This window comes from Streptomyces sp. NPDC037273 (assembly GCF_055603625.1).
The window spans coordinates 1,059,512-1,086,461 of sequence record NZ_JBVJVO010000001.1; the positions used below are offsets into that span (position 1 = coordinate 1,059,512).

The following is a 26,950-nucleotide window of genomic DNA, read 5'->3' on the forward strand; positions in this document are numbered from 1 at the left end:
TGCCTGGTACGACGCACGTCCCGAGAGGAACCACGACATGGCCCACAGAGCCCTCCGCATCGTCGCCGCCGCCGCCCTTGCCGGCAGTGTGCTGACCGCCTGCACCACCGAGCCCGCGCCGACCGGCACCACCGGCGGCACCGGAAAGGGCTCCTCCGACGGCAAGCTCGTGCTCGGGTTCGCGCAGGTCGGAGCCGAGAGCGGCTGGCGCACCGCCAACACCAAGTCCGTGCGCGACGCGGCCGAGAAGGCGGGCATCACGCTGAAGTTCTCCGACGCGCAGCAGAAGCAGGAGAACCAGATCAAGGCCATCCGCACCTTCATCCAGCAGAAGGTCGACGTCATCGCCTTCTCACCGGTGGTGGAGTCCGGCTGGGACACCGTCCTGAAGGAGGCCAAGAACGCCGGCATCCCGGTCATCCTCACCGACCGCGCCGTCGACTCGCAGGACACCTCGCTCTACCGGACCTTCCTCGGCTCCGACTTCGTCAAGGAGGGGCAGGAGGCCGGCAAGTGGCTCGTGAAGGAGTACGAGGGAACCTCCGACACCGTCAACGTCGTCGAGCTCCAGGGCACCACCGGCTCCGCCCCCGCCAACGACCGCAAGGCCGGCTTCGCCGAGGCGATCAAGGGCGACCCCAAGTTCAAGGTCGTCGCCTCCCAGACCGGCGACTTCACCCGCGCCAAGGGCAAGGAGGTCATGCAGGCCTTCCTCAAGTCCCACGAGGACATCGACGTCCTGTACGCCCACAACGACGACATGGCCCTGGGCGCCATCCAGGCCATCGAGGAGGCGGGCAAGAAGCCGGGCACCGACATCAAGGTGATCTCCGTCGACGGCATCAAGGACGCCTTCGTCGCCATGCAGGCGAAGAAGATCAACGTCGTGGTCGAGTGCAACCCGCTCCTCGGCGACCAGCTGATGGAACTCGCCAAGAAGGTCGCCGCCGGGGAGGACGTCCCGCGCCGGGTCGAGACCAAGGAAGGCGTCTTCACGCAGGACCAGGCCGAAGCCGCCCTGCCCAGCCGCCAGTACTGACCCACCGCCCGCACACACCGGGGGCGGCCCTCGCGCCGCCCCCGGACCCCTCAGGAGAGGAGGGCGGATGGCAGCCCCACCCACCCCCCGCACACCCACCCCCACCGGCCGGCCCGTCCTGGAAGCCCGCGGCATCCGCAAGGTGTTCCCCGGCGTCATCGCCCTCGACGGCGTGGACCTGCGCCTCTTCCCCGGCGAGGTCCACGCCCTGATGGGCGAGAACGGCGCAGGCAAGTCCACCCTCATCAAGGTGCTCACCGGAGTCCACCCGCCCGACGCGGGAACCGTCACCGTCGACGGAGACCACCGGCTGTTCACCGAACCCCTGGAAGCCCAGCACGCCGGAATCAGCACCGTCTACCAGGAGGTGAACCTCTGCCCCAACCTCTCCGTCGCCGAGAACATCCTCATCGGCCGTGAGCCCCGGCGCCTGGGACTCGTCCACTGGTCGGCACTCCACCGGCGCGCCGAACAGCTCATCACCGAACTCGAACTCGACCTCGACGTCCGTGCCCCGCTGAGCGCGCACTCCATCGCCGTCCAGCAACTCGTCGCGATCGTGCGCGCCGTGGACATCAAGGCGAAGGTCCTCGTCCTCGACGAACCCACCTCCAGCCTCGACCGGGACGAGGTCGCCCAGCTGTTCACGCTGGTACGCCGCCTCCGCGACCGGGGCGTCGCCATCCTCTTCGTGACCCACTTCCTCGACCAGGTCTTCGACCTGTGCGACCGGGTCACCGTCCTGCGCAACGGCCGCCTCGAAGGCGAATACCGGATCGACGAGCTGACGCCCGTCACCCTCGTCCACCGCATGGTCGGCGGCGAACTGCGCAGCCTCGAAGAACTCGCCGAGACCTCCCAGACCGGCGGCGACGCCCCCGCCGAACGCGGGGACGTCCCCTTCCTGAGCGCCCGCGGACTCGCCAGGGCCGGCTCCATCCAGCCGTACGACCTCGACATCCACCGCGGCGAGGTCATCGGCCTGGCCGGACTCCTCGGATCCGGACGCACGGAGGCCGCCCGGCTGCTCTTCGGCGCCGACCACGCCGACGAGGGCGAGCTGCGGATCGACGGCCGACCGACCGCCCTGCGCTCCCCGCGCACCGCCATCGCCCACAAGATCGCCTTCTGCTCGGAGAACCGCAAGGCCGAAGGCCTCATCGGCGAACTCACCGTCCGCGAGAACATCGTGCTCGCCCTCCAGGCCGCACGGGGCTGGACCCGGCCCCTCTCCCGCGCCCGGCAGGACGAGATCGCCGCCCGCTGGATCGAGGTCCTCGACATCCGCCCGGCCGCCCCCGAAGCGCAGGTCCGCAACCTCAGCGGCGGCAACCAGCAGAAGGTGCTGCTCGCCCGCTGGCTGCTCACCGACCCCGAGCTGCTGATCCTGGACGAGCCCACCCGGGGCATCGACATCGGCGCGAAGACAGAGATCCAGCGACTGGTGACGCGCCTCGCCACCGAGGGCACGGCGGTCCTCTACATCTCCGCCGAACTCGAGGAAGTCCTGCGGCTGAGCCACCGGGTCGGCGTCCTGCGCGACCACCGCCTCGTCGCCACCCTCCCCAACGACACCACGCTGACGCCCGACCGGATTCTGGGCACCATCGCCACCGGAGCCACCTCATGACACCACCTCACGACACGGGCACCGGGGGCCGCCCCGCACGGGCGTCCGGCACGCGGCGGCTCACCGGGCACCCCCTGTTCTGGCCCGCCGCCGTCCTCGCCGCCCTGCTCCTCGGAAACGTCGCGCTCACCCACGACTTCCTCGCCGTCCGCGTCCAGAACGGACACCTGTACGGCAGCCTCATCGACATCCTCCAGTTCGGCGCCCCGCTGATCCTGGTCTCGCTCGGCATGACACTGGTCATCGCGACCCGCGGCATCGACCTCTCGGTCGGCTCGACGGTCGCCATCTCCGGCGCCCTGGCCTGCGAGCACATCGCCACGGCGAAGGACCCCGGAAGCCTGCCCACCGTCATCACGGCGATCGCGACGGCCCTCGGCGTGGCCGCCGCCATCGGACTCCTCAACGGCTTCCTCGTCGCCCGCCTCGGCGTCCAGCCCATCGTCGCCACGCTCGTCCTCATGGTCGCCGGGCGCGGCGTGGCCCAGCTCATCACCGACGGCCAGATCATCAGCGTCTCCAGCAGCGCCTACAAGATGATCGGCGGCGGCTACTGGCTCACGCTCCCCTTCGCCGTCCTGCTCGCCGCCGCCCTCGTCGCCGTGACCTCCCTCGTCACCCGGCGGACCGCGCTCGGCATGCTCATCGAATCCGTGGGCGGCAACCCCGTCGCCAGCCGCCTCGTCGGCATCCGGGCGTCCGGCCTCCTCGTCACCGTCTACATCGTCAGCGCCGTGTGCGCCGCCGTGGCCGGCCTGATGATCAGCTCCAACGTGTCCAGCGCCGACGGCAACAACGCGGGCCTGTGGATCGAACTGGACGCCATCCTCGCCGTGGTCATCGGCGGCACCGCCCTCACCGGCGGCCGCTTCACCCTCGGCGGCACGGTCCTGGGCGCCCTCGTCATCCAGACCCTCTCGACCACGATCTACACCCTCGGCGTACCGCCCGAGACCACCCTCGTGTTCAAGGCCCTGGTCGTCATCGTCGTCTGTCTCGTCCAGTCGCCCGCGTTCCGCGCGCGGCTCTCACGCAGTCGCCGCCCGGCCGCACCGGACCCGGCCCCCGCCGCCGGCGACGTCGCGGGCCGCCGGCAGGAGGTCCACCCGTGAGCACCACCCTCAGCTCCCTCACCAAGCCGCTCCAGCAGTTCTCGGTACGGCACGCCACCCGCCTGCCGCTCATGGTGACGGCCACCCTGCTCGTCGCGATGTTCACGGTCGGCTCCCTGAACTACGAAGGCTTCTTCTCCGCGCAGGTCCTGCTCAACGTCCTCATCGACAACGGCTTCCTGCTCGTCGTCGCCATCGGCATGACCTTCGTCATCCTCACCGGCGGCATCGACCTGTCCGTCGGCTCCATGGTGGCCCTGTCGACCATGCTGACGGCCTGGCTCGTCGAACAGAACGGCCTGCCGCTCGCCCTAGCGATACCCGTCGTCCTGCTCGTCGGGGCCGGCGGAGGCGCGCTGATGGGCTGGGTCATCCACGCCTTCGAGATCCAGCCCTTCATCGTCACCCTCGCCGGCATGTTCCTCGCCCGCGGCCTCTGCTACATGATCAGCACCGAGTCCATCTCCATCACCGACCCGACGACCACACGGATCGCCCAGACCCGGGTGCTCCTGCCCGGCGGCCTGTTCGTCTCGCCCGCCGTGGTCATCGCCCTCGTCGTCCTCGCGCTCGCCTTCGTCGTCCTGCACCACACCCGCTTCGGCCGCAGCGTCTACGCCCTGGGCGGCAACGAGTCCTCGGCGCGCCTCATGGGCCTGCCCGTGGGACGCACCAAGGTCGCGGTGTACGCCGTGAGCGGCCTCTGCTCCGCCCTCGGCGGCCTGCTGTTGACCTTCTACATGCTGTCCGGCTACGCCCTGCACGCCGTCGGCATGGAACTCGACGCGATCGCGGCCGCCGTCATCGGAGGGACGCTGCTCACCGGAGGCTCCGGCTTCGTCCTGGGAACGGCCCTCGGCGTGACGGTCCTCGGCCTGATCCAGACCGTCATCAGCTTCCAGGGCACGCTCAGCTCGTGGTGGACGCGCATCGTCATCGGCAGCCTGCTGTTCGTCTTCATCCTCCTCCAGCGGCTCTTCGGCGGGACCCGCCCGGCGGAGTGACCTCCCCGGCGGACCGACCGCGCAACGACCGCGCCCGGAACGGGGGCAGGGACTCCCTGCCCCCGTTCCGGGCACTACCCCACGGACAAGGAACCCCATGAACCCGTATCCACCCGCCCTCACCGGAGTCCCGCCGGTCTGCCGGCCCTGCGGGGACTCCGGAGACAGCTGGACCTTCGGCTTCCCCGGCGGCATCACGGCGGAGGTGCACACCCGCGGCGCCCGCCTCCACGGACTGTGGGTGCCGGACCGGTTCGGCACCCTCGCCGACGTCGTCCTCGCCCCCCGCGACCCGGCCCTGACGGCCACCACCGCCCGGTACTTCGGCGCCACCGTCGGCCGCTACGCCAACCGCATCGCCCACGGCAGGTTCTCCCTGGACGGGAAGCCGTACCAGCTGACCACGCAGGAGGACGGCCACTCCCTGCACGGCGGAACCGACGCCTTCGACACCCGGATCTGGGAAGCCGAGAGCGTGCACACCGCCGAGTGGACCGGCGTCCTCCTGCACCTCCGAAGCCCCGACGGCGACCAGGGCTTCCCGGGCAACCTGGACGTCACGGTCAGCTGCCTCGTCAGCCGCGACAACGAACTCTCCTTCACCTACGCGGCCGTCACCGACGCCCCCACCCTGGTCAACCTGACCAACCACGCCTACTTCAACCTGGAGGGCGAGGGCGCGGGGGACATCCTCGACCACGAACTGACCGTCGACGCCACCCACTACACACCGGTCGACGCCGACCTCATCCCCTCCGGCGACCACCGCCCGGTCACCGGCACCGCGTTCGACCTCCGCCGCCCGCTCGGCATCGCCCGGGCCCTGGCACGCCCCGGCGTGGACGGCGGGTACGACCACAACTTCGTCCTGAGCCCGCACGGCGGCGCGACACCGCGCCGGGCCGCCTTCCTCCACGCGCCGGCCACCGGCCGCTGCATGGAGGTGCTCACCACGGAACCCGGACTCCAGATCTACACGGCCGGGCAGTTCGACGGAACGGTCCTCGGCAAGAGCGGCACCCCCTACCGGGCGGGCGCCGGCATCGCCCTGGAGACCCAGCACTTCCCCGACTCCCCGAACCGCCCCGGCGACCCCTCCCCGGTGCTGCGCCCCGGCGACGAGTACCGGTCGAGCACGGTGCTGCGGTTCAGCACCCGCTACTGACCGGGCGCCGAAACGCCGACATGGCTGTGCCCGCCGGTGGGGAACCGGCGGGCACAGCCATGTCGGGAGCGGTGTCAGGCGCCTGCCCTGCGCTTGTTCCACACGTCGAAGCCGACCGCGGCGAGGAGGACGAGGCCCTTGATGACCTGCTGCCAGTCGGTGCCCACCCCGACGAGGTTCATGCCGTTGTTGAGCACGCCGAGGACCAGGCCGCCGATGATGGCTCCCAGGACGGTCCCGACGCCACCGCTCATCGACGCGCCGCCGATGAACGCGGCGGCGATGGCCTCCAGTTCGAAGTTCACGCCGGCCTTCGGCGAGGCCGCGTTGAAGCGCGCCGCGAAGACGAGTCCGGCGAGCGCCGCGAGCATTCCCATGTTCAGGAACACCGCGAACGTCACCTTCCGGTCCTTGACCCCGGAGAGCTTCGCCGCGGGCAGGTTCCCGCCGATGGCGTACACGTGACGGCCGATCACCGCGTTGCGCATCACGTACCCGAAGGCCACGAGCAGCGCGGCCAGGATCAGGAGGACGACCGGGGCGCCCTTGTAGCTGGCGAGCAGCATGGTGGTGACCAGGACCGCGGCGACCAGCGCCGTCATCTTGAGCGCGAACAGACCGGTGGGCAGGGTCTCCAGGGCGAACTCGCGCTGGCGGCGACGGTCCCGGACCTCCTGCACCACCACGTAGGCGACCAGCCCGAGGCCGAGGAGCAGCGTCAGGTTGTGGTAGTTGGTCTTCGGCCCGACCTCGGGCAGGAAGCCGTTGGCGACCTTCTGCAGCCCGTCCGGGAACGGGCCCAGGGTCTGCCCCTTGAGGAAGATCTCGGTGAGCCCGCGGAACAGCAGCATGCCGGCCAGCGTCACGATGAACGACGGTATGCCGACGTACGCGATGAAGAACCCTTGCAGCGCGCCGGCGACGGCTCCCAGCAGCAGCGTGAGGAGCACCGCCACGGGCCAGGACACATGGTGCTCGACCATGAGTACGGCTCCGATGCCGCCGACCAGCGCCATCAGGGAACCCACCGACAGGTCGATGTGCCCGGAGATGATGACGATCATCATCCCGATGGCCAGGATGAGGATGTAGCTGTTCTGCAGCACCAGGTTGGAGACGTTGCGCGGCAGCAGGAGGTCGCCGCCCGTCCAGACCTGGAAGAGGATCACGATCAGACCGAGCGCGAAGAGCATCCCGTACTGGCGCATGTTCCGCCGGACACCGTCCAGGAGCACCCGGACCATCGGTGTCCCGGCGGCCGGGGACCCGCTGCCCCGGGCGGCGGGGGCGGTCGTTTTCGTACTGGCGTCGGTGCTCATGCCTGGTGTCCTTCGTCGGATGGTGCGGTGTCCTGCGTCATGTGCCGCATCAGGACTTCCTGGGTGGCGTCCGCGCGGCCGACCTCGCCGGTCAGCCGTCCGGCGGCCATGGTGTAGACGCGGTCGCACATGCCCAGCAGTTCGGGCAGTTCGGAGGAGATGAAGAGAATCGCCTTGCCCTCGGCGGCGAGCCGGTCGATCACGGTGTAGATCTCGTACTTGGCTCCCACGTCGACCCCGCGGGTGGGCTCGTCGAGGACCAGGACGTCCGGTCCGGCGAGGATCCACTTGCTGAGGACGACCTTCTGCTGGTTGCCGCCGGAGAGCCGGCCGACCGGTTCGAGGACGTTCGGCGCCTTGATGTTCATGGTCCGCCGGAACCGTTCGGCCACCCTGCGTTCCTCGTGCCCGTCGACGATTCCGCGGCGGGCGAGGGCGCCGAGGGACGCGAGCGAGATGTTCCGGCTCACGGAGTCGCCGAGGTCGAGACCGTAGTGCTTGCGGTCCTCGGTGACGTACGCGATGCCGTGCGCGACCGCCTCGGGGACGGTGTGCGTCCGTACCTCCCGGCCGTTCCTGAGCACCGTGCCGCGCTCGTACCGGCCGTAGGAGCGCCCGAAGACGCTCATGGCGAGCTCGGTACGGCCGGCCCCCATGAGCCCGGCGACCCCGACGATCTCACCGCGGCGGACCTGGAGCGAGACCCCGTCGACCACCTTGCGGCCCCGGTCCAGCGGGTGACGCACGGTCCAGTCCCGGATCTCCAGGGCGGGAGCGGCGTCGGCCGCGCCCTCGTACGGGGTGCGTTCGGGGAAGCGGCTGTCGAGGTCCCGGCCCACCATGCCGCGGATGATCCGCTCCTCGGTGGTGGCCGGGTCCCGGACGTCGAGGGTCTCGATGGACCGCCCGTCGCGCAGGATCGTGACGGAGTCGGCGATCCGGGAGATCTCGTTCAGCTTGTGCGAGATGATGATCGAGGTGATCCCCTGGTCCTTCAGCTCGCTCATGAGGCGCAGCAGCTTCGCGCTGTCCTCGTCGTTGAGCGCCGCGGTGGGCTCGTCGAGGATCAGCAGCCGGACGTCCTTCGCCAGCGCCTTGGCGATCTCCACGAGCTGCTGCTTGCCGACGCCGATGTCGGCGACCCGGGTCTCGGGGTGCTCGTCGAGGCCGACCCGCCTGAGCAGTTCGGACGCGCGGCGCAGCGCCTCGTGCCAGTCGATGACCCCCCGCCGGGACGGTTCGTTGCCGAGGAAGATGTTCTCGGCGATCGACAGGTAGGGGACGAGCGCGAGCTCCTGGTGGATGATGACGATGCCGCGCCGCTCGCTGGCCCGGATGTCCCTGAAGCGGCAGGGCTCGCCGTCGAAGAGGATCTCGCCCTCGTAGGTGCCGTGCGGGTGGACGCCGGAGAGCACCTTCATGAGGGTCGACTTCCCGGCGCCGTTCTCCCCGCACAGGGCGTGCACCTCGCCGCGAGCCACGGACAGGGTGACGTCGGAGAGCGCCTTGACGCCGGGGAAGGTCTTGACGATGGAGCGCATTTCGAGGACGGGGCCCTCGGGCGTGGGGGCGGGGGTGGAGGTCACTTCAGGGCGCCCGCGTCGATGTAACCGGAGTCGACCAGGACCTTCTGGTAGTTCGTCTTGTCGACGCTGACCGGGTCGAGCAGGTAGGCCGGGACGACCTTCTTGCCGTTGTCGTAGGTCTTGTCGTCGTTGATCTCCGGCTTCTTGCCGTCGAGGACGGCGGTCACCATGTCGGCGGCGACCTGCGCGAGGGCGCGGGTGTCCTTGTAGACGGTCTGGGTCTGCTCGCCCGCGATGATCGACTTCACGGAGGCGACCTCCGCGTCCTGTCCGGTGACGATCGGAAGCGGCTTGGCGGCGCTCCCGTAGTCGTCGGACTTCAGGGCGGACAGGATGCCGATGGAGATGCCGTCGTAGGGGGAGAGGACGGCGTCGACCCGGGACGAGGCGTACGCGGAGGTCAGCAGGTCGTCCATGCGCTTCTGGGCCGTGCCGCCGTCCCAGCGCAGCGTGGTGACCTGGTTCAGCTGGGTCTGCCCGGAGCGCACGACCAGCTGCTTCTTGTCCATGTACGGCTTCAGCACCTTCATGGCGCCGTTGAAGAAGTACTTGGTGTTGTTGTCGTCGTTGGAGCCGGCGAACAGCTCGATGTTGAAGGGGCCCTTCTTGGCGCCGGCCTTCAGCCCCAGCTTGTCGACGATGTACGTGGCCTGCAGCTCGCCGACCTTCTCGTTGTCGAAGGAGGCGTAGTAGTCGATGTGCGGGGAGCCCAGGATGAGCCGGTCGTAGGAGATCACCGGGATGTGGGCGTCGGCCGCCTGCTGGAGGACGTTGGACAGGGCCTCGCCGTTGATGGCGGCCACGACGAGGGCGTCGACGCCCTGGGTGATCATGTTCTCGATCTGGGCGACCTGCTGGTCGGGGTCGTCCTCGCCGTACTGCAGGGTGGTGGAGAACCCGGCCTTCTTCAGGCTCTCCGTCATGTTCTTGCCGTCGGCGATCCACCTCTCGGAGGACTTGGTGGGCATCGCGATGCCGATGGTGAGGTCCTTCTTGTCCTTCGTCTCCTGGCTGCCGCCCTCGCTGTTCTGCCCGCAGGCGGTCAGCAGCAGGGCACAGCCGGTGGTCACGGCCAGGAGGGCGGATGCGGATCGGAACTTCTTCATGGGGGATACCCATCCCGTCGTCGAGGGCGGCTCCGACCGGGGCGGGCTCGGGGGTGGCGCGTGTCCTCGCACCACCGGGACGGCACCGTTCCGGTTGGGGGGTCCAGGGCGTCGGCACCCTGGTCGAGCTAGATTGTTAGCGCTCACAACGCCGTGATACAAGAGGCGATAAGGTTTTTCTCGCATCGATACACAGCCGTGAGCACGGAGAAGGGAGGCGAACGTGGCGCAGTCCGCGGAAGACGTCCGCCCGCCGACGATGGCCGACGTCGCACGAGAGGCGGGGGTTTCCCACCAGACCGTCTCCAGGGTGCTGAGCGGACACCCCAACGTGCGCGAGGCCACCCGCGACCAGGTCACCCTGGCCATCGAGCGGCTCGGTTACCGCCGCAACTCCGCCGCCCGCGCCCTGGTGACCCGCCGCACGAGGACACTGGGCGTCATCGCCGTCAACACCGCCCTGTACGGCCCCGCCAGCACCCTGACCGGCCTGGAGGAGGCGGCACGGGAGGAGGGCTACCTCGTCTCGACCGTCAGCCTGCGCACCGGAGCGGGGCAGGGGCTCAAGGACGCCATCGACCACCTCGCGGCCTGGGGCGTGGAAGGCGTCGTCGCCATCACTCCGCAGCGCTCCCACGTGCAGGCGCTCGCCGAACTCGACGCGCCCTTCCCCGTGGTCACCGTCGAGGGCGGACATCAGCTCGACCTGCCCGGCGTCTCGCTCGACCAGGAGCTCGGCGCCCGCATGGTCACCGAGCACCTGCTCGCCGCCGGGCACCGCACCGTCTGGCACGTGGCAGGCCCCGAGGACTGGCTGGAGAGCGAGGCCCGCACCGCGGGCTGGCGCGCCGTCCTGGAGGAGAACGGCATCCGCCCGCCCCGCGTGCTCGCGGGGGACTGGAGCCCGCTGTCCGGCTACCGGGCCGGACAGGAACTGGCGGGCCTCGCCCTGGCCCGCCGCGGCACGACACCGGTCACGGCCGTCTTCGTCGCCAACGACCAGATGGCGCTCGGCGTCCTGCGGGCGCTGCGCGAGGGCGGCATCCGCACCCCCGCACAGGTGGCCGTCGCTGGCTTCGACGACATCCCGGAAGCCGAGTACTTCCCGCCGCCGCTGACGACGGTCCGCCAGGACTTCGCCGCGATCGGACGCCGCAGCATCCAGCTCCTCGTGGACCACATCGAAGGCCGCGCCAAGAAGCCCGAACACCTCCTGGTGCAGCCGCAGCTCATCATGCGCGCGAGCACGCGCCCCTCGAACGAAGCCTGACGCGGCGGGCGACCCGCGCCGACGCCTCCCGGGTGCAGGCGCCTCCCGGGCGTCGTCGCCTCCCGGGCGCTGGCGGCGGGCTCGCCGCCGGCGGGCGCGGGAGTGCCGACGCGTCCGCGTCCGGCGGCGAGCCCCAGGCGTCGGCCTCCTCAAGTGAGCGCTCACTTTTGAGGCCCTCTTTTCTCGCCGAATATTCCACAGAACCGCGCTCAGCTCTTGTCCAACACGATTGTGAGCGTTAACAATCTGGGTGCTCCCCTGGCCCCGCTCATGACGAGAGAGACGTATCGTGACCCCACATGCCCTTTCCGACCCCGCGGCCCCACACCACCCCGAGGCCTGCACCATCGGAGTCGACTTCGGCACCCTCTCCGGGCGCGCCGTCGTCGTCAGGGTCCGGGACGGCGCCGAACTCGGTTCGGCGGTCCACGAGTACCGCCACGCCGTCATCGAGGACCGCCTTCCCTCCACCGAGGCCCCCCTGCCCCCCGACTGGGCGCTCCAGCACCCCGAGGACTGGCGCGACGTCCTGCGCACCGCCGTACCGGCCGCGCTCGCCGACGCCGGAGTCGACGCGGCCCACGTCATCGGGATCGCCACCGACTTCACCGCCTGCACGGTCCTGCCGACCACCCCGGACGGCACCCCGCTCGCCCTGACGCCCGAGTGGGCCGACCGGCCGCACGCCTGGCCCAAACTCTGGAAGCACCACGCCGCCCAGGAGCAGGCCGACCGCATCAACGCCCTCGCGCACGCCCGCGGCGAGAAGTGGATCGCACGGTACGGCGGCAAGATCTCCTCCGAGTGGCAGTACGCCAAGGCCCTCCAGGTCCTGGAGGAGGACCCGGCCGTCTACGCCGCCTGCGCCCGCTGGATCGAGGCGGCCGACTGGATCGTCTGGCAGCTGACCGGCGCCGAATCCCGCAACACCTGCACCGCCGGCTACAAGGGCATCCACCAGGACGGTGCCTACCCCACGCCGGAGTACCTCGCCGAACTCCACCCGGAATTCGCCGACTTCCCCGCCACCCGCCTGGAGCACCCGCTGTCACCCCTCGGTTCCCGGGCCGGCGCGCTGAGCGTCGAGGCGGCACGCTGGACCGGGCTCCCCGAAGGCATCGCCGTCGCCGTCGGCAACGTCGACGCCCACGTGGCCGCACCCGCGGCGGGCGCCGTGGAGAACGGCCGGATGCTCGCCATCATGGGCACCTCCACCTGCCACGTACTCAACGGCGACACCCTCGCCGAAGTCCCCGGCATCTGCGGAGTCGTCGACGGCGGCATCGTCGACGGCGCCTACGGCTACGAGGCCGGCCAGAGCGCGGTCGGCGACATCTTCGCCTGGTGGCTCCGGCAGGGCGTACCGGACCACTACCGCGCCGAAGCCGAGGCGTCGGGCGAGGACCTGCACCAGCTCCTCACCCGCAAAGCCGCCGGCCAGCCGGTCGGCGCACACGGCCTGGTCGCCCTCGACTGGATGAACGGCAACCGCTCCACCCTCGTCGACCACCACCTCTCGGGCGTCATCGCCGGCCTCACCCTCGACACCCGGCCCGAGGACGTCTACCGAGCCCTGCTCGAAGCCACCGCCTACGGCACCCGGACCATCGTCGAGACCTTCGAGGACGGCGGCATACCCGTCGAGGAGTTCATCGTCACCGGAGGCCTGCGGAAGAACGCGCTGCTCATGCAGATCTACGCCGACGTGCTCCGCCGCCCCGTCTCCCTCGGCACCTCCGAACAGGGACCGGCGCTCGGCTCCGCCATCCACGCCGCCGTCGCCGCGGGCGCCTACCCCGACGTCCGCTCCGCCGCCGCCGTGATGGGCAGCGTCCAGCGCCACGCGTACCTGCCCGACCCGGCACGCGCGGACGCCTACGACGCGCTCTACGGCGAGTACCGCGCCCTGCACGAGCACTTCGGCACCGGCCCGGACCTCCTCCTGCACCGCCTGCGCCGCATCCGCAACACCGCACGCCTCGCCGTGAACGCCTGACCGGGGGCACCTCCCCGCCCACGGTCCCACCGGCCGGCCGGGGCACCTCCCCGCCTCCGGCCGCCACCACCGGCCGGCCGGGGCGCCTCCCCGCCCCGGCCCGCCTTCTCAGCCCCCCTCTCCACCCCGCCGTCCCCACCCAGCCTTCTCCACCCAGCCTTCTCCACCCCGCACCTCCGAGGAGCACACCCGACATGACGCTCGCCCAGCCCGACCGCGAGATCTGGTTTCTCACCGGCAGCCAGTCCCTCTACGGCGACGAGACCCTGGCCCAGGTCGCCGACCAGTCCCGCGCCATCTTCGACACCCTCGACGGCCAGCCGCAGATGACCGTCCGTCTGGTGTGGAAGCCGGTCCTCACCGACGCCGCCGCCATCCGCAGGATGTGCCTCGAGGCCAATGCCGACGACCGCTGCATCGGCCTGATCGCCTGGATGCACACCTTCTCCCCGGCCAAGATGTGGATCGCGGGACTCGACGCCCTGCGCAAGCCCCTGCTGCACCTGCACACCCAGGCCAACCGCCAACTGCCCTGGTCCACCATCGACATGGACTTCATGAACCTGAACCAGGCCGCCCACGGCGACCGCGAGTTCGGCTTCGTCCAGACCCGCCTCGGTGTCCCGCGCAAGACCGTGGCCGGCCACGTCTCCACCCCCGAGGTCGTCGACCGCATAGCCGGATGGGCCCGCGCCGCCGTCGGCCGCGCCGAGCTCACCACCCTGAAGCTCGCCCGGTTCGGCGACAACATGCGCGACGTCGCCGTCACCGAGGGCGACAAGGTCGAGGCGCAGCTGCGGTTCGGCGTCTCGGTCAACACGTACGGCGTCAACGACCTCGTCGCCGTGGTCGACGCAGCCCCCGAGGACTCCGTATCCGCCCTCGTCAAGGAGTACGGGGACCTCTACGCCCTCGCTCCCGAGCTGCGGCCCGGCGGCGAGCGCCACGACTCCCTGCGGTACGCCGCCCGCGTCGAGGCAGGTCTGCGCACCTTCCTCACCGAAGGCGGGTTCCGCGCCTTCACCACCAACTTCGAGGACCTCGGGGGACTGCGGCAGTTGCCCGGGCTCGCCGTACAGCGCCTGATGGCGGACGGCTACGGCTTCGGCGGCGAAGGCGACTGGAAGACCTCCACCCTGCTGCGCACGCTGAAGGCGATGGCCCACGGCCTGCCAGGCGGCACCTCGTTCATGGAGGACTACACCTACGACCTCACACCGGGTCAGGAGCTCATCCTCGGCGCCCACATGCTCGAGGTCTGCCCTTCGCTGACGACGGCGAGGCCCAGCTGCGAGATCCACGCGCTCGGCATCGGCGGGCGCGAGGACCCGGTCCGTCTCGTCTTCGACGCCGACCCGGGCCCGGCCGTCGTCGTGGGTCTGGCCGACATGGGCGACCGCTTCCGCCTGGTCGCCAACCACATCGACGTCGTCACCCCGCCCGAGCCGCTGCCCAAGCTCCCCGTGGCCCGGGCCGTCTGGCGCCCCCACCCCGACCTGCGCACCTCCACCGAGGCCTGGCTGACGGCCGGAGCCCCGCACCACACCGTCCTCACGACCGCCCTCGTCGGCGAGGAGCTCGACGACCTCGCCGAGATGCTGCGGACCGAGCTCGCGGTCATCGACGAGGACACCACCGTACGGCGGTTCACGCGCGAGCTGCGCTGGAACCAGGCGTACCACCGTCTGGCGCAGAGCCTGTGAGCGCCAAGGACCTGCGCCGGGAGGTGCTGGAGGCCAACCTCCGCATTCCGGAGGCCGGCCTCGCCACCCTCACCTGGGGCAACGTGAGCGGTGTGGACCGGGACGCCGGCGTCTTCGTCATCAAGCCCTCGGGCGTGGCCTACGACGTGCTGAGCGAGGAGGACCTGGTCGTCGTCTCCCTCTCCGACGGGAGCGTCGTGGAGGGCCGTCTGCGACCGTCCACCGACACGGAGACGCACCGGAGCCTCTACCTGGCCTTCCCCTCGATCGGAGGCGTGACCCACACGCATTCCACCCACGCCGTCGCCTTCGCCCAGGCCCGGCGTCCGATACCGGTGCTCGGCACGACCCACGCGGACACCTTCAACGGTCCCGTCCCGGTCACCGAGCCCCTCACCGCCGAGCAGTGCGCCACGGACTACGAGTACAACACCGGCCAGGTCATCGTGGACCTCCTCGAACGCGACGACACCCGGGCCCGGGAAGTCCCCGGCGCGCTGGTCGCCCACCACGGCCCCTTCACCTGGGGTGCGAGCGCCACCAAGTCCCTGGAGCACGCCATCATCTGCGAGGCGGTGGCGGAGATGGCCCTCCACACCATCGCCCTGGGCACGGTCGAACCTCCGCAGCACGTCCTCGACCGCCACTTCACGCGCAAGCACGGCCCCGACGCCTACTACGGCAATCCGCCCTCCGCCTGAACCCGTGAACGCACCGAGGGGAGCCAGGATGATCCTGGCTCCCCTCTTTCAGGCCGTGTGCGGGTCGTACGGGTCAGGCGCGGGTCCAGCGCTGGTTGGTGCCGTTCCAGCACGTGTACAGCTGGATCAGCGTGCCGTTGGCGGTGCCGTTGGCGGCGGCGTCGAGGCAGAGGCCGGACTGGACGCCGACGATGGTGCCGTCGGTGTTCAGGCGCCACTTCTGGTTGTCGCCGCCCCAGCAGCTGTAGATCTGCACCTTGGAGCCGTTGGCGGTGCCGGCGGCGTCGAGGCACTTGTCGCCGTAGACCCTGAGTTCACCGGCGGAGGTGAGGGTCCACTGCTGGTTGGTGCGGCCGTTGCAGTCCCAGAGCTGGACCTGGGTGCCGTCGGTCGTGGAAGAGCTCGGCACGTCCACGCAGCGGCCCGAGGCGACGCCCTTGATCGGTCCGGCGCCGGGGGTGGGGTTCGGGTTCGGGTTCGAGGAGCCGCCGTTGAGGGCGTTGAGTACGGAGGTGTACGCGGCCTTCTTGCTGCCGTCGCCGTTGAACAGCAGCGGCGTGTCCCCGGCTCGCCAGGAGTCGGTGTCGCGCACGCCCCAGACGGTGATGCCGAGGCAACGCGGCACGGCCAGGCAGTCGTTGGTGACGTTGGCGTAGGTCGTGCCCGAGGCGCCCTGGATGTCGAGCTCGGTGACGGCCACGTCGACGCCGAGGGCGGCGAAGCTCTGGAGGGTGGTGCGGAAGTTGCTGTTGTAGGGGCTGTCGCTGTTGAAGTGCGACTGGAAGCCGACGCAGTCGATCGGCACACCGCGCTGCTTGAAGTCCTTGACCATGGAGTACATGGCCTGGGTCTTGGCCCAGGTCCAGTTCTCCACGTTGTAGTCGTTGTAGCAGAGCTTGGCGGCCGGGTCGGCGGCGCGCGCCGTGCGGAACGCGACCTCGATCCAGTCGTTTCCGCTGCGCTGCAGGTTGGAGTCGCGCCGCGCTCCCGAACTGCCGTCGGCGAACGCCTCGTTCACGACGTCCCACTGGGCGATCTTGCCCTTGTAGTGGGTCATCACGCCGGTGATGTGGTTGTTCATCGCCTGACGCAGCGCGCTGCCGCTGAGGCTCTGCATCCAGCCCGGCTGCTGGGAGTGCCAGGCAAGGGTGTGGCCGCGCACCTGCTTGCCGTTCTGCACCGCCCAGTTGTAGACGCGGTCGCCGGCGGCGAAGTTGAACTGTCCCTGCTGGGGCTCGGTGGCGTCGATCTTCATCTCGTTCTCGGCCGTCACCGAGTTGAACTCGCGGGCCGCGATCGACGTGTACGCCGAGTCGCCGAGCCTGCCCGAGGCGATGGCGGTGCCGAAGTAGCGGCCGCTCTGCGCGGCCGCGGCGCCCAGCGTGCTCTCGGCGGCTTGGGCGGCAGGCGCCGCGAGGACGGTGGCGGAACCGAGGGCGCCGACGATCAGCGCCGCCCACAGGCCGGTCGCTTTCCGGCGGACGGTGGACCGGGGAACGGGGTGTGAACGCATGGAGAGACCTCCAGGAATGAATCCACGGATGGGTGGGGGAGTGCGGCGGAACGAATCCGCGCCGATGATGTCCGCGTCCACGGAAAGGGACTGCGGAAAGGCGCGGTGACGCCTGGGAAACAGTCTGGAAATACGTTCTGGGCATGTCAATGGTTTCGAAGATGTTTCGAGACCGGGGAATTCCACTGGGGTGGCCAAAAAGCGGCCCCCGTCGAAAGTGTTTCGACGGGGGCCGCTCGCCTGATAAACGAATACGTGGGTCGGTTCAGTTTTCCCGCTCGGGATACGTGAGGGCGAACCACGGGAAATGTGCCTCGTTCGCGGAGGAACGCCCCTGGGAGGAGGCGTACGGACCCAACTGGACACTCGTGAACAGCGGTCTGAGGAAGGTCGCCTCGACGGTGGCCAGGTCCTGCCAGGCGCCGTCGGGCGCCGCGTGGACGAAGGTGTGGCGGAAGCCGCGGATACGGACCCCCAGGCGAACGGGGCCAGGGGGGACGGGGACGGATGCCAGGACTTCGGGCCCGCGGCGGAGGCTGAGACCCTCCGCGGTGCGCAGCAGGAGGAGGTGCTTGTCGTCGTCGACGACGACGGCGAGGCCGGCCTCCTCGCCCGGGCCGGCCGGGGTGAACCGCAGCTCGGTGGACACGTCGCAGTCGGGCTGTTCCTGGGGTCTGACCAGGAGGGACGGGACGGCGGGCGCGCCGAGGCGTTCGGGGCGGAGCCGGAGACGCAGCCCGTCGCCCGTGGTCCAGAACGGCTCGCGGGGGGTGCGCAGCGTGCTCCAGTCGGCGGAGAGGGTGCCGAAGTCGTCGTGCAGGGGGCGCGATTGACCGGCGTGGGCGACGGGGGAGAAGGCGGGCCGACCGTCCTGCCAGGTGACTCGGCTGAGGAAGGTCTCACGACCGAGGGCTGAGCCCGGGCGGATGCCCAGAAGGACGGCCCGCCAGTCCCCGTACGGCGTCTGGACGAGGTCGGCGTGGCCGGTGCAGGTGACGGCGCCCTTCGGAACCGGCGGCAGGACCGGGTTCCCGGGGACGCCCTCGTAGGGGCCGGTCACGTCGTCGGCGCGGGCGGCCACCACGCTGTGGTCCACATCGGTGCCGCCCTCGGCGGTGAGCAGCAGGTAGGCGCCGTCGATCCGGTAGAGGTGCGGGGCCTCCGCCCACCGGGCGTCCGGGTGGCTTCCCGACCACAGGACGTACTCGGGACCCGTGAGCCGTCGCTCGCCGGGCACGTACTCGCGCATCCAGATCTCGGTGTGGCCGGCGGCCTCGTCCCGCACGCGGGCCGCGGTGAACCAGGCCCGGCCGTCGCCGTCCGGCCCGTCGTCGAAGAACAGCGACGGGTCGAAGCCCTCGCCCTCCAGCCAGTCCGGCTCCGACCACGGTCCGGCCGGGTCGGTCGCCGTGACGACGAAATGACCGGGACCGTCCATCAGCGTGCAGACGAGGTGGAAGATCCCGTCGTGGTGACGGATCGTCGGCGCGAACAGGCCGCGTGACGGCCCGCACCCGTCGAGGTCGAGCTGGGACGGCCGGTCGAGGGCGGACCCGAGACGCCGCCAGGTCACGAGATCGCGACTGTGGAACACGGGTAGTCCCGGGAACCACTCGAAGCTGGACGTCACCAGGTAGTAGTCGGCCCCCACCCGGCAGACGGACGGATCGGGCCGGAACCCGGGCAGTACGGGGTCACCGAACGATCCGGTCACGGCGCCGGAACGATCTCGACCGGCACGGACAGGACGCGGTCGGCCCCCGGGTGACGCACGGGGCCTCGCAGGGTGAAGGACCCCTGGAGCGGAAGGTCGCCGCTGGACCGTCCGACGGCCACGCCGATCTCTCCCGGTTCCACTCGTCTGCGCAGGTCGACGCCGGTGAAGGAGGTCCGGTCGGCGTGGACGGAGAAGGTGAGCCGGGCGGCCTCGCCCGGCCGCAGCTCGACCCTGCCGAACCCGGCGAGCCACCGCCGCGGCCGGACGACGGACGCCTCGGGGTCCGAGAGGTACAGCTGGACCACGTCGGTGCCGGCGACCTCGCCGACGTTGCGAACGGTCACCGCGACGGAGACGGCTCCGTCGGTCGGGGCGGCGGCGTCCACCGAGAGATCCGAGTAGTCGAAACGCGTCCAGCTCAGCCCGTGACCGAACGGGAACAGCGGAGTCGGGTCCACCGAGCTCCAGTCGGTGCGACCGCCCAAGGTGGAGTGCAGATAGGTGCCGGGCTGTCCGCCGACCTGGCGGGGGAGGGACACCGGGAGCCGCCCGGACGGTTCCGCGGCCCCGCTGATGATCCGGGCCAGCGCCGTCCCGCCCTCCTCACCGGGGAAGAAGGCCTGGACGACGGCCGCCGCGCGGTCGGCGAGCGAGCCGAGCGCGTACGGCCGGCCGGACACGAGGACCAGGACGGTCGGCACCCCGGAATCGAGCACGGCGGAGGCGAGCGCGGCCTGGTCGCCGGGCAGGTCGAGGGTCTCGGCGTCGCAGCCCTCACCCGAAGTGCCCCGGCCGAACATGCCGGCCCGGTCACCGAGTACCAGCACGTTCACCTCCGGATCGTCCGCGGTGACGGTGAACCCGGCCGCGGCGAGCGCCTCGCCGAGCGTCGGGATCTCCACGCCGGGGTCGCCGGGCAGCGCGACGTGGTTGGGGAAGGAGTAGCAGCCGAGGAAGGCGTGGGGGTCGTCGGCGTACGGTCCGATGACGGCGACCCGGCACGGCCGCAACGGCAGGATGCCGTCGTTGGCGAGCAGCACGGTGGACCGCTCGGCCAGAATCCTGGCCAGCGCACGGTTCTCCGGCGGGTCGAGGTCGATCGGCTCGGGCTTCAGGGGTTCCCACTCGGGGTCCAGCAGGCCCAGTTCGGCCTTCTGCAGCAGGACCCGCTCCGCGGCCCGGTCGACGAGCGCCTCGGGTACCTCTCCCGACCGTACGAGTGCGGTCAGCGGCTCGCCGTAGCAGCGGGCCGTCGGCAGTTCGACGTCGATTCCGGCCGTCAGCGCCAGCGCCCCGGCCGCGCCGCGCGATCCGGCCACGCCGTGCCGGGACTCCAGGAAGGAGACGGAGTAGTAGTCGGCCACGACGGTCCCGTCGAAACCGAGCTCGTCCCTGAGCAGTCCGGTCAGCAGCCACGTGTCGGCGGCGACCGGGACGCCGTCCACGTCGGTGTAACTGTTCATCACCGACCGGGCCCCGCCCTCGCGCAGCGCCCGGACGAAGGGCTCGACCAGCACGTCGGCGAACTCGCGCGGCCCCACGGCGACCGGGGCCATGTTCCGGCCGCCGCGCGAGGACGAGTACCCGGCGAAATGCTTGAGCGTCGCCACGACGCCCGCGCTTTCCAGGCCCCGGACGTAAGCGGTGCCGATCGCGCCGACGAGATAAGGATCCTCGCCCATGCACTCCTCGGTCCTGCCCCACCGGTAGTCGCGGACCACGTCGAGCACCGGAGCCAGCCCCTGGTGGACGCCCACCCGCCGCATCCCGTCGCCGATGGCGGCGGCCATGCGCTCCACCAGCGCGGGATCGAAGGAGGCGCCCCAGGAGAGCGGCCCCGGGAAGACCGTGGCCCCGAGCGTCATGAACCCGGTCAGGCACTCCTCGTGGGCGAGGGCCGGGATGCCGAACCGGCCGGCCTGCGTCACCTGCCGCTGGAGCGCGGCGAGCCGCTCCATCCCGGTCTCCGCGGCGATCGGCGCGGTGCCGTACACCCGGGTGAGCTGGCCGAGACCGAGCCCGATGATGTCGTCCAGGCCCGGCGCCGGCTCGCCGGAGTCGTCCTCCATCGGCGCCACGGGTGCGCCGGGATCGGAGGGCAGGGCCCAGAAGCCCGCGAGTTGCCCCGCCTTCTCCTCCAGCGTCATACGGCTCAGCAGATCGGCGACCCGTACGGAAGCGGGCAGGAGGGGGTCACGCCAAGGCTCGGTCACGGGGTACTCCTAAGAACGGGGCGGGGCGGTGGAGACACGGACCTTGAGCTCGGTCGAGAGCTCCATCCGGGGGCTGACCAGGGGCTGGTCGGTCAGAAGCTGGAAAAGCGTGCGGGCGGCGAGCCGGCCCATCTCCTCCAGCGGCTGACGCACCGTCGTCAGCGGAGGGGACAGCCACTCGCACATCGGCAGGTCGTCGAAACCGACCACACTGAGGTCCCGCGGGATGCTCAGTCCGGCCTGCCGGGCGGCCTCGTAGACGCCCATCGCCTGCTGGTCGCTGCCCGCGAAGACGGCGGTCGGCGGCTCGGGCAGGGCGAGCAGCTCCTGGGCGCAACGGAAGCCGCCTTCGTGCTGGAAGTCGCCGAACCGGATCAGGTCACGGTCGACCTCGATTCCGGCCCGCTCCAGAGCCGCCCGGTAGCCGTCGATGCGGGCCTGGCTGCAGAGCATCTCCTTGCGTCCGCCGATCGCGGCGATCCGGCGATGTCCCAGCTCAAGCAGGTGCTCGGTGGCGGCGAGGCCGCCGGCCCAGTTGGTCGCGCCGATGCTCGGAACGCCGTTGTCCGGCAGGTCGATCGGGTCGATGACGACGAGCGCCACCCCGCCCCGCTCGACCTGGGCGCGCTGCGCCTGGGTGACGGAGGCGGTGACGAGGATGACGCCGTCGCTGTGGTGCTGGACGGGCAGCGCGGACCAGCTCGACGGGGTGGCCTCGCCGGGCGGTACGAGCGACACGACGGTGCCGACGCCCCGCTGGGCGCACTCGGCCTCGACGCCGCGCAGGATCTCCACCGCCCAGGCGCTGTCCAGGCCGCCGATGATCAGGTCGACCAAGCCCGATCTGCGAGCCCGGTTCTGCCGGCCGGGCTGGAGGTAGTTGTGGGATCTGAGCAGGCCCTCGATCCGTTCGCGGGTCGCGGGTGCGACGTCGGATCGGCCGTTGATCACCTTGGAGACGGTGGCCTGGGAGACCCCTGCCTCCGCGGCGATGACGGCCAGAGTCGCACGCTGCTCGCTCAACTTCTCTCCTCTTCGACGCCGCCGGTCGACGACATGTATCGCAAACTTTCGAAGAGTTTCTGGGTGACGTGACTGCTTGTCAAGACCAGGTTGCGAGCGGGTTTCCGAGATAAATCGGCGAGAAGTCTTGACCGTGACGGCTGTCGTTCCTAGTTTGTGGCACCACGGAATTCGAGAGTATTTCGAAAAAGTTTCGAGCGCAGACCGGCACGAACCCGGCAACGGCTCGGCATCCAACCGGCATCCCCCTCACGGAGGTCCCATGGCCAGCACCAACCCGAGCCGTCGCAGCTTCCTGGCGCTCGCGGGCTTGACCGCACTGTCCGTCCCCCTGGCCACGGCCTGCGGGTCCGGCGCCTCGGGCGGCGGAGCGGCGGCCGACGGCAAGGTGGCGTTCGACTGGTGGAACATCGCCACGACGGAACCCGGCAAGTCCCTTTTCCCGCAGATCTCCAAGGCGTTCACCACCGCCCACCCGAAGATCGCGATCAACACGACCTCGTTGGAGAACGAGGCGTTCAAGTCCAAGCTGACCGCGACCACTTCCTCGGGCAAGCTCCCCGACGTCTACCAGACCTGGGGCGGCGGCGTGCTCCAGCAGCAGGTCGACGCGGGTCTGGTCGAGGACCTCACCGACCTCATCGGCGACTGGTCGTCCCAGCTCACCCCGGTCTCGCTCTCGGCCTACCAGATCGAAGGCCGCACCTACGGAATCCCGTACGACATCGGCATGGTCGGCTTCTGGTACAACAAGAAGCTCTTCGCCAAGGCCGGGGTCACCACTCCGCCGGCCACCTGGGCCGAGTACCTCGGCGTCGTGAAGAAGCTCAAGGCCGCGGGCATCACCCCGATCGCCCTCGCCGGCAAGGAGAAGTGGCCCGGCCACTACTACTGGGCCTACCTCGCGATGCGCGTCGCCGGCCTCCCCGCCCTCCAGAAGGCCGCCACCAGCAAGGACTTCACCGGCGCCGGCTTCGTCCAGGCGGGCGTCCACCTCAAGGAGCTCGTCGACCTCCAGCCGTTCCAGCCGGGCTTCCTCGGCGCGGGCTACGCCACCCCGGGCGGCCAGGCCGCGTCCGTGGGCAACGGCAAGGCCGCGATGGAGCTGATGGGGCAGTGGGGCCCGTCGGTGCAGAAGGACGCGGGCGCCGACCTCGGAGCGGACCTGGGCTTCTTCCCCTTCCCGACGGTCGACGGCGGTGTGGGGCAGGCGACCGAGGTGTTCGGCGGCGGCGGTGGTTTCGCTCTGCGCAAGGGCGCCCCGAAGGAGGCGCTGGACTTCCTGAAGTTCTTCGTCCTGGACAACGAGTCCAAGCTCCTCGCCTCCAACGGCTACCTGCCGGTGGTCAAGGGCGCGGAGAGCCAGCTCACCGACGCCAACAAGAAGGTGGTGGCCGAGAGCCTGGTCAAGGCCACCGGCTTCCAGCTCTTCCTCGACCAGGCCTACCCGCCGGCGGTCGGCCAGGAGGTCAACGACAGCGTCGCCGACCTCATAGCGGGCAAGAAGACCCCCGAGCAGGTCACCGCCTCGATCACCGAGGCTGCGAAGAGTGCCTAGCTCCGTGTCCACCCTGACCAAGGAACGGACGGAGGAGTCCGTGGCGACGCCCACGCCGCCTCCCGCCCGTTCACGCCTGAGCCGGTGGGGTGCCTGGGGCTCGGTCGCCTGGTTCCTCGTCCCGGCCCTGGTGCTCTTCCTCGTCTTCGTCCTCGCCCCGATCGTCGTCGCCGTCTGGACGGGCTTCTTCAAATGGGGCGGCATCGGCCCCATGGACGACTTCGTCGGCCTCGCCAACTACACCAAGCTCTTCGACGACCAGGTCTTCATCGGCGACCTGGGGCGCGGGCTGTACCTGATCCTCATGTCGGTCCTGGTGCAGCTGCCGTTCGCCCTGTTCACCGCGGTCCTGCTCAACCAGAAGCTCCGCGGGCGGGCCGTCTACCGGATGCTGTTCTTCGCGCCGTACATCCTCTCCGAGGTCGTCACGGCGGTCCTGTTCACGATGATCTTCCTGCCCGGTGCGGGCATGGCCGACCACATCGCCGGCTTCTTCGGCCTCGAGGGCCTCCAGGGCAAATGGCTCGCCGATCCCTCCACGGTCATGCCGACCCTGTTCGTCGTCATGATCTGGAAGTACTTCGGCTTCCACATGATGCTGTTCCTCGCCGGGCTGCAGAGCATCCCGTCCGAGATCCTCGAAGCCGCCTCCATCGACGGCGCCGGCGCCTGGCAGCGCTTCCGGCACATCACCCTGCCGCTGCTCGGACCGACGATCCGGATCAGCGTCTTCCTCTCGATCATCGGGTCCATCCAGCTCTTCGACCTCGTCTGGGTCATGACATCCGGCGGGCCCAACCACTCCTCCGAGACGATGGCCATCGCGATGTTCCAGTTCGGGTTCAAGCGATACCAGGTCGGCTACGCCAGCGCGATCAGCGTGGTGCTGTTCATGATCAGCCTCGTCTTCTCCCTCTTCTACCAGCGGTACGTGCTCCGCCGTGACCTGAGCGGTGCCGTCACCTCGGGAGGTGACCGATGAACGCCCGTCGGACGGTACGCGGCCTCTCGCTGCACGCCGTGGTCTGGCTGATCGCCGCCTTCGTCGCCGTACCCCTGCTCTACGCCGTGATCTCCGGCTTCAAGAGCACCGCGGAACTGACGAACAACCCGTTCGGACTTCCGGAGCACTGGAAGATCGGCAACTACACCGGAATTCTCGGCGACGGCATGTTCTGGCGGCAGATCGCCAACAGCGCGGGCATCGCCATCGGCACGACGGTCTGCACCGTGGTCGCCTCCGCCATGGCGGCCTTCGTCCTCGCCCGATATGCCTTCCGGGGAAGGGAGTTGTTCTATACGCTCTTCACCATCGGGCTGATGTTCCCGTTCGCGGTGGCCGTCCTGCCGCTCTTCCTGATGCTGCGCACCTTCGGCCTGCTCGACAATCCGCTCGGAGTGATCCTCCCGCAGGCGGCATTCGGGCTCCCCATGACGATCGTGATCCTGCGCGGTTTCTTCCGGACCATCCCGGCGGAGATCGAGGAGGCCGCGACCATGGACGGCTGCGGCAAGTTCCGCTTCTTCTGGCAGATCCTGCTGCCGATGGCGCGCCCGGCGCTCGGCACGGTCTCCGTCCTCGCGGTCGTCGCCAGCTGGAACAACTTCTTCCTGCCGCTGCTCGTGTTCAACGACCCGAAGTGGCAGACGATCCCGGTCGGCGTGCAGCAGTTCCAGGGCCAGTACTCGACCGACTTCGCGCTCGTCCTGGCCTACATCGTGCTCGCCATGGTCCCCGCCCTCGCCTTCTACGCCGTCGCCGAGCGACAGCTGATCGGCGGCCTCACCGCCGGCGCGACGAAGGGCTGATCCGTACCCGCGCGACCCTCTCTAGGAGACTCCGTGAAACGCCTGACCGCGTTGACAGCCGTCACATTGTTAGCGCTAACAACCCAGGTGGCCGCCGCCGACCCCGCGCCGCAGGCCGCCGACCCCGCGCCTCCCGCCGGCGCCACCGCCCGCCCCGCCATCGACTTCCGGGCCGACCTCCAGCCCATCGACGGATTCGGCTTCTCCATGGCCTTCCAGCGCGCCGACCTGCTCCACGGCGCGCGCGGGCTCAGCCCGGCCAAGCGGCGCGAGGTGCTCGACCTGCTGCTCAGCAAGGACAAGGGCGCGGGCCTCTCGATCCTGCGCCTGGGCATCGGGTCCTCGACCGACCGGGTCTACGACCACATGCCGACGATCCTGCCCACCGACCCGGGCGGCCCGGACGCCACGCCGACGTACGTCTGGGACGGCTGGGACGGCGGCCAGGTCTGGCTCGCCAAGGAGGCCAAGGCGTACGGCGTCAAGCGGTTCTACGCCGACGCCTGGAGCGCGCCGGCCTTCATGAAGACCAACGCCGACGAGAACAACGGCGGCGAGCTCCTGCCCGCATGGCGTCAGGCCTACGCGAACTACCTCGTCCAGTACGCGAAGTTCTACCAGCGCGAAGGAATCGGCATCACCGACCTCGGGTTCACCAACGAACCCGACTGGACGGCGACCTACGCCTCGATGCGCTTCACCCCACAGCAGGCCGTCGACTTCCTCAAGGTCCTCGGACCGACCGTCCGCGCCTCCGGACTGAAGACGGGCGTCGTCTGCTGCGACGCCGCGGGCTGGGACCGGCAGATCGCCTTCACCGAGGCCATCGAAGCCGACCCCGAGGCCGACAAGGCCGTGCGAACCGTCACCGGCCACCGCTACAGCGGCCCGACCACCGTCCCCCAGCCGACCGACAAGCACGTCTGGATGTCCGAATGGTCACCGGACGGCACCACCTGGAACGAGAACTGGGACGACGGCAGCGGCTACGACGGCCTCACCGTCGCCGCCGACATCCAGAACACCCTGACCGTCGGCAACGCCAACGCCTACGTCTACTGGACCGGCGCGTCCCTCGGCGCCACCCGCGGTCTCATCCAGCTCGCCAACCCCGGCGACGACTACCGCGTGTCCAAGCGGTACTGGGCCCTGGCCGCCTTCAGCCGCTTCATCCGCCCCGGCGCCGTCCGCGTCCCGGTCACCCACGCCGACCCCGCACTGCGCGTCACCGCCTTCCGTAACAAGGACGGCAGCCGAGTCATCGAGATCCTCAACACCGCGACCACCGAGAAGTCCGCCGACTTCACCCTCCGCGGCGGACACGACAAGCGCCCCGCCGGCTACGTCACCGACGGGACCCGCTCGATCACCCCGGCCGACATCGCCTCCACCCACGGCACGACCCTCACCACCAGGCTCGCCCCCCGCGCGCTCACGACGATCGTTCTCGACTGAACCGTCCATCACCCGAGGAGTCACCCATGTC

The 26,950-nt window shown here is 70.3% G+C and carries 20 protein-coding genes; 13 read left to right on the top strand and 7 right to left on the bottom strand.

Translation table 11 applies throughout. The features are described from left to right. Positions 1-37: 37 nt before the first annotated feature. The 5 genes from ACZ7G1_RS04775 to ACZ7G1_RS04795 all read left to right on the top strand — a co-directional run bounded on the left by ACZ7G1_RS04775 (position 38) and on the right by ACZ7G1_RS04795 (position 5,950). Positions 38-1,039 (top strand): ABC transporter substrate-binding protein, encoded by a 1,002-nt coding sequence (locus ACZ7G1_RS04775; protein WP_470875221.1) that lies wholly within the window; start codon positions 38-40, stop codon positions 1,037-1,039. Positions 1,040-1,106: 67 nt separating this feature from the next. Then, positions 1,107-2,669 (top strand): sugar ABC transporter ATP-binding protein, encoded by a 1,563-nt coding sequence (locus ACZ7G1_RS04780; protein ID WP_470875219.1) that lies wholly within the window; start codon positions 1,107-1,109, stop codon positions 2,667-2,669. After that, complete coding sequence (locus tag ACZ7G1_RS04785; protein WP_470875218.1) at positions 2,666-3,781, top strand: ABC transporter permease; 1,116 nt, start codon at positions 2,666-2,668, stop codon at positions 3,779-3,781. Before ACZ7G1_RS04780 ends, ACZ7G1_RS04785 begins: the two co-directional genes overlap by 4 nt. Beyond that, positions 3,778-4,785, top strand: a complete 1,008-nt coding sequence (gene yjfF / locus ACZ7G1_RS04790) for a galactofuranose ABC transporter, permease protein YjfF (RefSeq protein ID WP_470875217.1) — start codon at positions 3,778-3,780, stop codon at positions 4,783-4,785. The genes ACZ7G1_RS04785 and yjfF overlap by 4 nt, the downstream gene beginning before the upstream one ends. A 97-nt stretch (positions 4,786-4,882) precedes the next feature. Further along, the gene (locus tag ACZ7G1_RS04795; RefSeq protein WP_470875216.1) at positions 4,883-5,950 is read left to right on the top strand and encodes an aldose epimerase family protein; all 1,068 of its coding nucleotides are present in this window, start codon (positions 4,883-4,885) and stop codon (positions 5,948-5,950) included. Between the two features lie 74 nt (positions 5,951-6,024). Here the strand turns inward: ACZ7G1_RS04795 and mmsB are convergent, their stop codons facing one another. From mmsB to chvE, 3 genes are read right to left on the bottom strand one after another with little or no spacing between them, the layout of a single operon-like run. Next, positions 6,025-7,269: a multiple monosaccharide ABC transporter permease gene (mmsB, locus tag ACZ7G1_RS04800; RefSeq protein WP_470875214.1), complete on the bottom strand. Its 1,245-nt coding sequence runs from the start codon at positions 7,267-7,269 to the stop codon at positions 6,025-6,027. Next, entirely contained in the window at positions 7,266-8,810 is a 1,545-nt protein-coding gene (gene mmsA, locus ACZ7G1_RS04805; protein WP_470875420.1) for a multiple monosaccharide ABC transporter ATP-binding protein, read from the bottom strand. The genes mmsB and mmsA overlap by 4 nt, the downstream gene beginning before the upstream one ends. Before the next feature lie 41 nt (positions 8,811-8,851). Continuing rightward, a complete protein-coding gene (gene chvE, locus ACZ7G1_RS04810) occupies positions 8,852-9,961 on the bottom strand; it encodes a multiple monosaccharide ABC transporter substrate-binding protein (RefSeq protein ID WP_470875212.1) in 1,110 nt (369 codons plus the stop codon). A gap of 223 nt (positions 9,962-10,184) precedes the next feature. On the opposite strand from chvE, the gene ACZ7G1_RS04815 reads away from it, so the two are divergent. The 4 genes from ACZ7G1_RS04815 to araD all read left to right on the top strand — a co-directional run bounded on the left by ACZ7G1_RS04815 (position 10,185) and on the right by araD (position 15,631). Next, on the top strand, positions 10,185-11,231 hold the full coding sequence (locus ACZ7G1_RS04815; protein WP_470875210.1) for a LacI family DNA-binding transcriptional regulator: 1,047 nt from the start codon (positions 10,185-10,187) through the stop codon (positions 11,229-11,231). A 289-nt stretch (positions 11,232-11,520) separates the two neighbouring features. Then, positions 11,521-13,227, top strand: coding sequence for a ribulokinase (gene araB / locus ACZ7G1_RS04820; protein ID WP_470875208.1), 1,707 nt, complete (start codon positions 11,521-11,523; stop codon positions 13,225-13,227). Between the two features lie 194 nt (positions 13,228-13,421). Then, positions 13,422-14,930: an L-arabinose isomerase gene (gene araA / locus ACZ7G1_RS04825; protein WP_470875206.1), complete on the top strand. Its 1,509-nt coding sequence runs from the start codon at positions 13,422-13,424 to the stop codon at positions 14,928-14,930. Continuing rightward, the gene (gene araD / locus ACZ7G1_RS04830; protein WP_470875204.1) at positions 14,927-15,631 is read left to right on the top strand and encodes an L-ribulose-5-phosphate 4-epimerase AraD; all 705 of its coding nucleotides are present in this window, start codon (positions 14,927-14,929) and stop codon (positions 15,629-15,631) included. The genes araA and araD overlap by 4 nt, the downstream gene beginning before the upstream one ends. 73 nt (positions 15,632-15,704) lie before the next feature. Here the strand turns inward: araD and ACZ7G1_RS04835 are convergent, their stop codons facing one another. From ACZ7G1_RS04835 to ACZ7G1_RS04850, 4 genes are all read right to left on the bottom strand, one after another. Then, entirely contained in the window at positions 15,705-17,144 is a 1,440-nt protein-coding gene (locus ACZ7G1_RS04835) for an endo-1,4-beta-xylanase (RefSeq protein ID WP_470875202.1), read from the bottom strand. A gap of 265 nt (positions 17,145-17,409) precedes the next feature. Beyond that, on the bottom strand, positions 17,410-18,858 hold the full coding sequence (locus ACZ7G1_RS04840; RefSeq protein WP_470875200.1) for a glycoside hydrolase family 43 protein: 1,449 nt from the start codon (positions 18,856-18,858) through the stop codon (positions 17,410-17,412). After that, a complete protein-coding gene (locus ACZ7G1_RS04845; protein WP_470875198.1) occupies positions 18,855-21,074 on the bottom strand; it encodes a beta-glucosidase in 2,220 nt (739 codons plus the stop codon). The genes ACZ7G1_RS04840 and ACZ7G1_RS04845 overlap by 4 nt, the downstream gene beginning before the upstream one ends. Positions 21,075-21,083: 9 nt before the next feature. Then, positions 21,084-22,097 carry a LacI family DNA-binding transcriptional regulator gene (locus ACZ7G1_RS04850; RefSeq protein ID WP_470875196.1) on the bottom strand — a complete coding sequence of 338 codons (1,014 nt, stop codon included), beginning with the start codon at positions 22,095-22,097 and terminating at the stop codon, positions 21,084-21,086. A gap of 262 nt (positions 22,098-22,359) precedes the next feature. Here ACZ7G1_RS04850 and ACZ7G1_RS04855 point away from each other — a divergent pair, with 262 nt between their 5' ends. The 4 genes from ACZ7G1_RS04855 to ACZ7G1_RS04870 all read left to right on the top strand — a co-directional run bounded on the left by ACZ7G1_RS04855 (position 22,360) and on the right by ACZ7G1_RS04870 (position 26,919). Beyond that, positions 22,360-23,655, top strand: coding sequence for an extracellular solute-binding protein (locus ACZ7G1_RS04855; RefSeq protein ID WP_470875194.1), 1,296 nt, complete (start codon positions 22,360-22,362; stop codon positions 23,653-23,655). Next, positions 23,648-24,637 carry a carbohydrate ABC transporter permease gene (locus tag ACZ7G1_RS04860; protein WP_470875192.1) on the top strand — a complete coding sequence of 330 codons (990 nt, stop codon included), beginning with the start codon at positions 23,648-23,650 and terminating at the stop codon, positions 24,635-24,637. Before ACZ7G1_RS04855 ends, ACZ7G1_RS04860 begins: the two co-directional genes overlap by 8 nt. After that, complete coding sequence (locus ACZ7G1_RS04865; RefSeq protein WP_470875190.1) at positions 24,634-25,464, top strand: carbohydrate ABC transporter permease; 831 nt, start codon at positions 24,634-24,636, stop codon at positions 25,462-25,464. Before ACZ7G1_RS04860 ends, ACZ7G1_RS04865 begins: the two co-directional genes overlap by 4 nt. A gap of 87 nt (positions 25,465-25,551) precedes the next feature. Then, the gene (locus tag ACZ7G1_RS04870) at positions 25,552-26,919 is read left to right on the top strand and encodes a glycoside hydrolase family 30 protein (protein ID WP_470875188.1); all 1,368 of its coding nucleotides are present in this window, start codon (positions 25,552-25,554) and stop codon (positions 26,917-26,919) included. Positions 26,920-26,950: the final 31 nt, after the last annotated feature.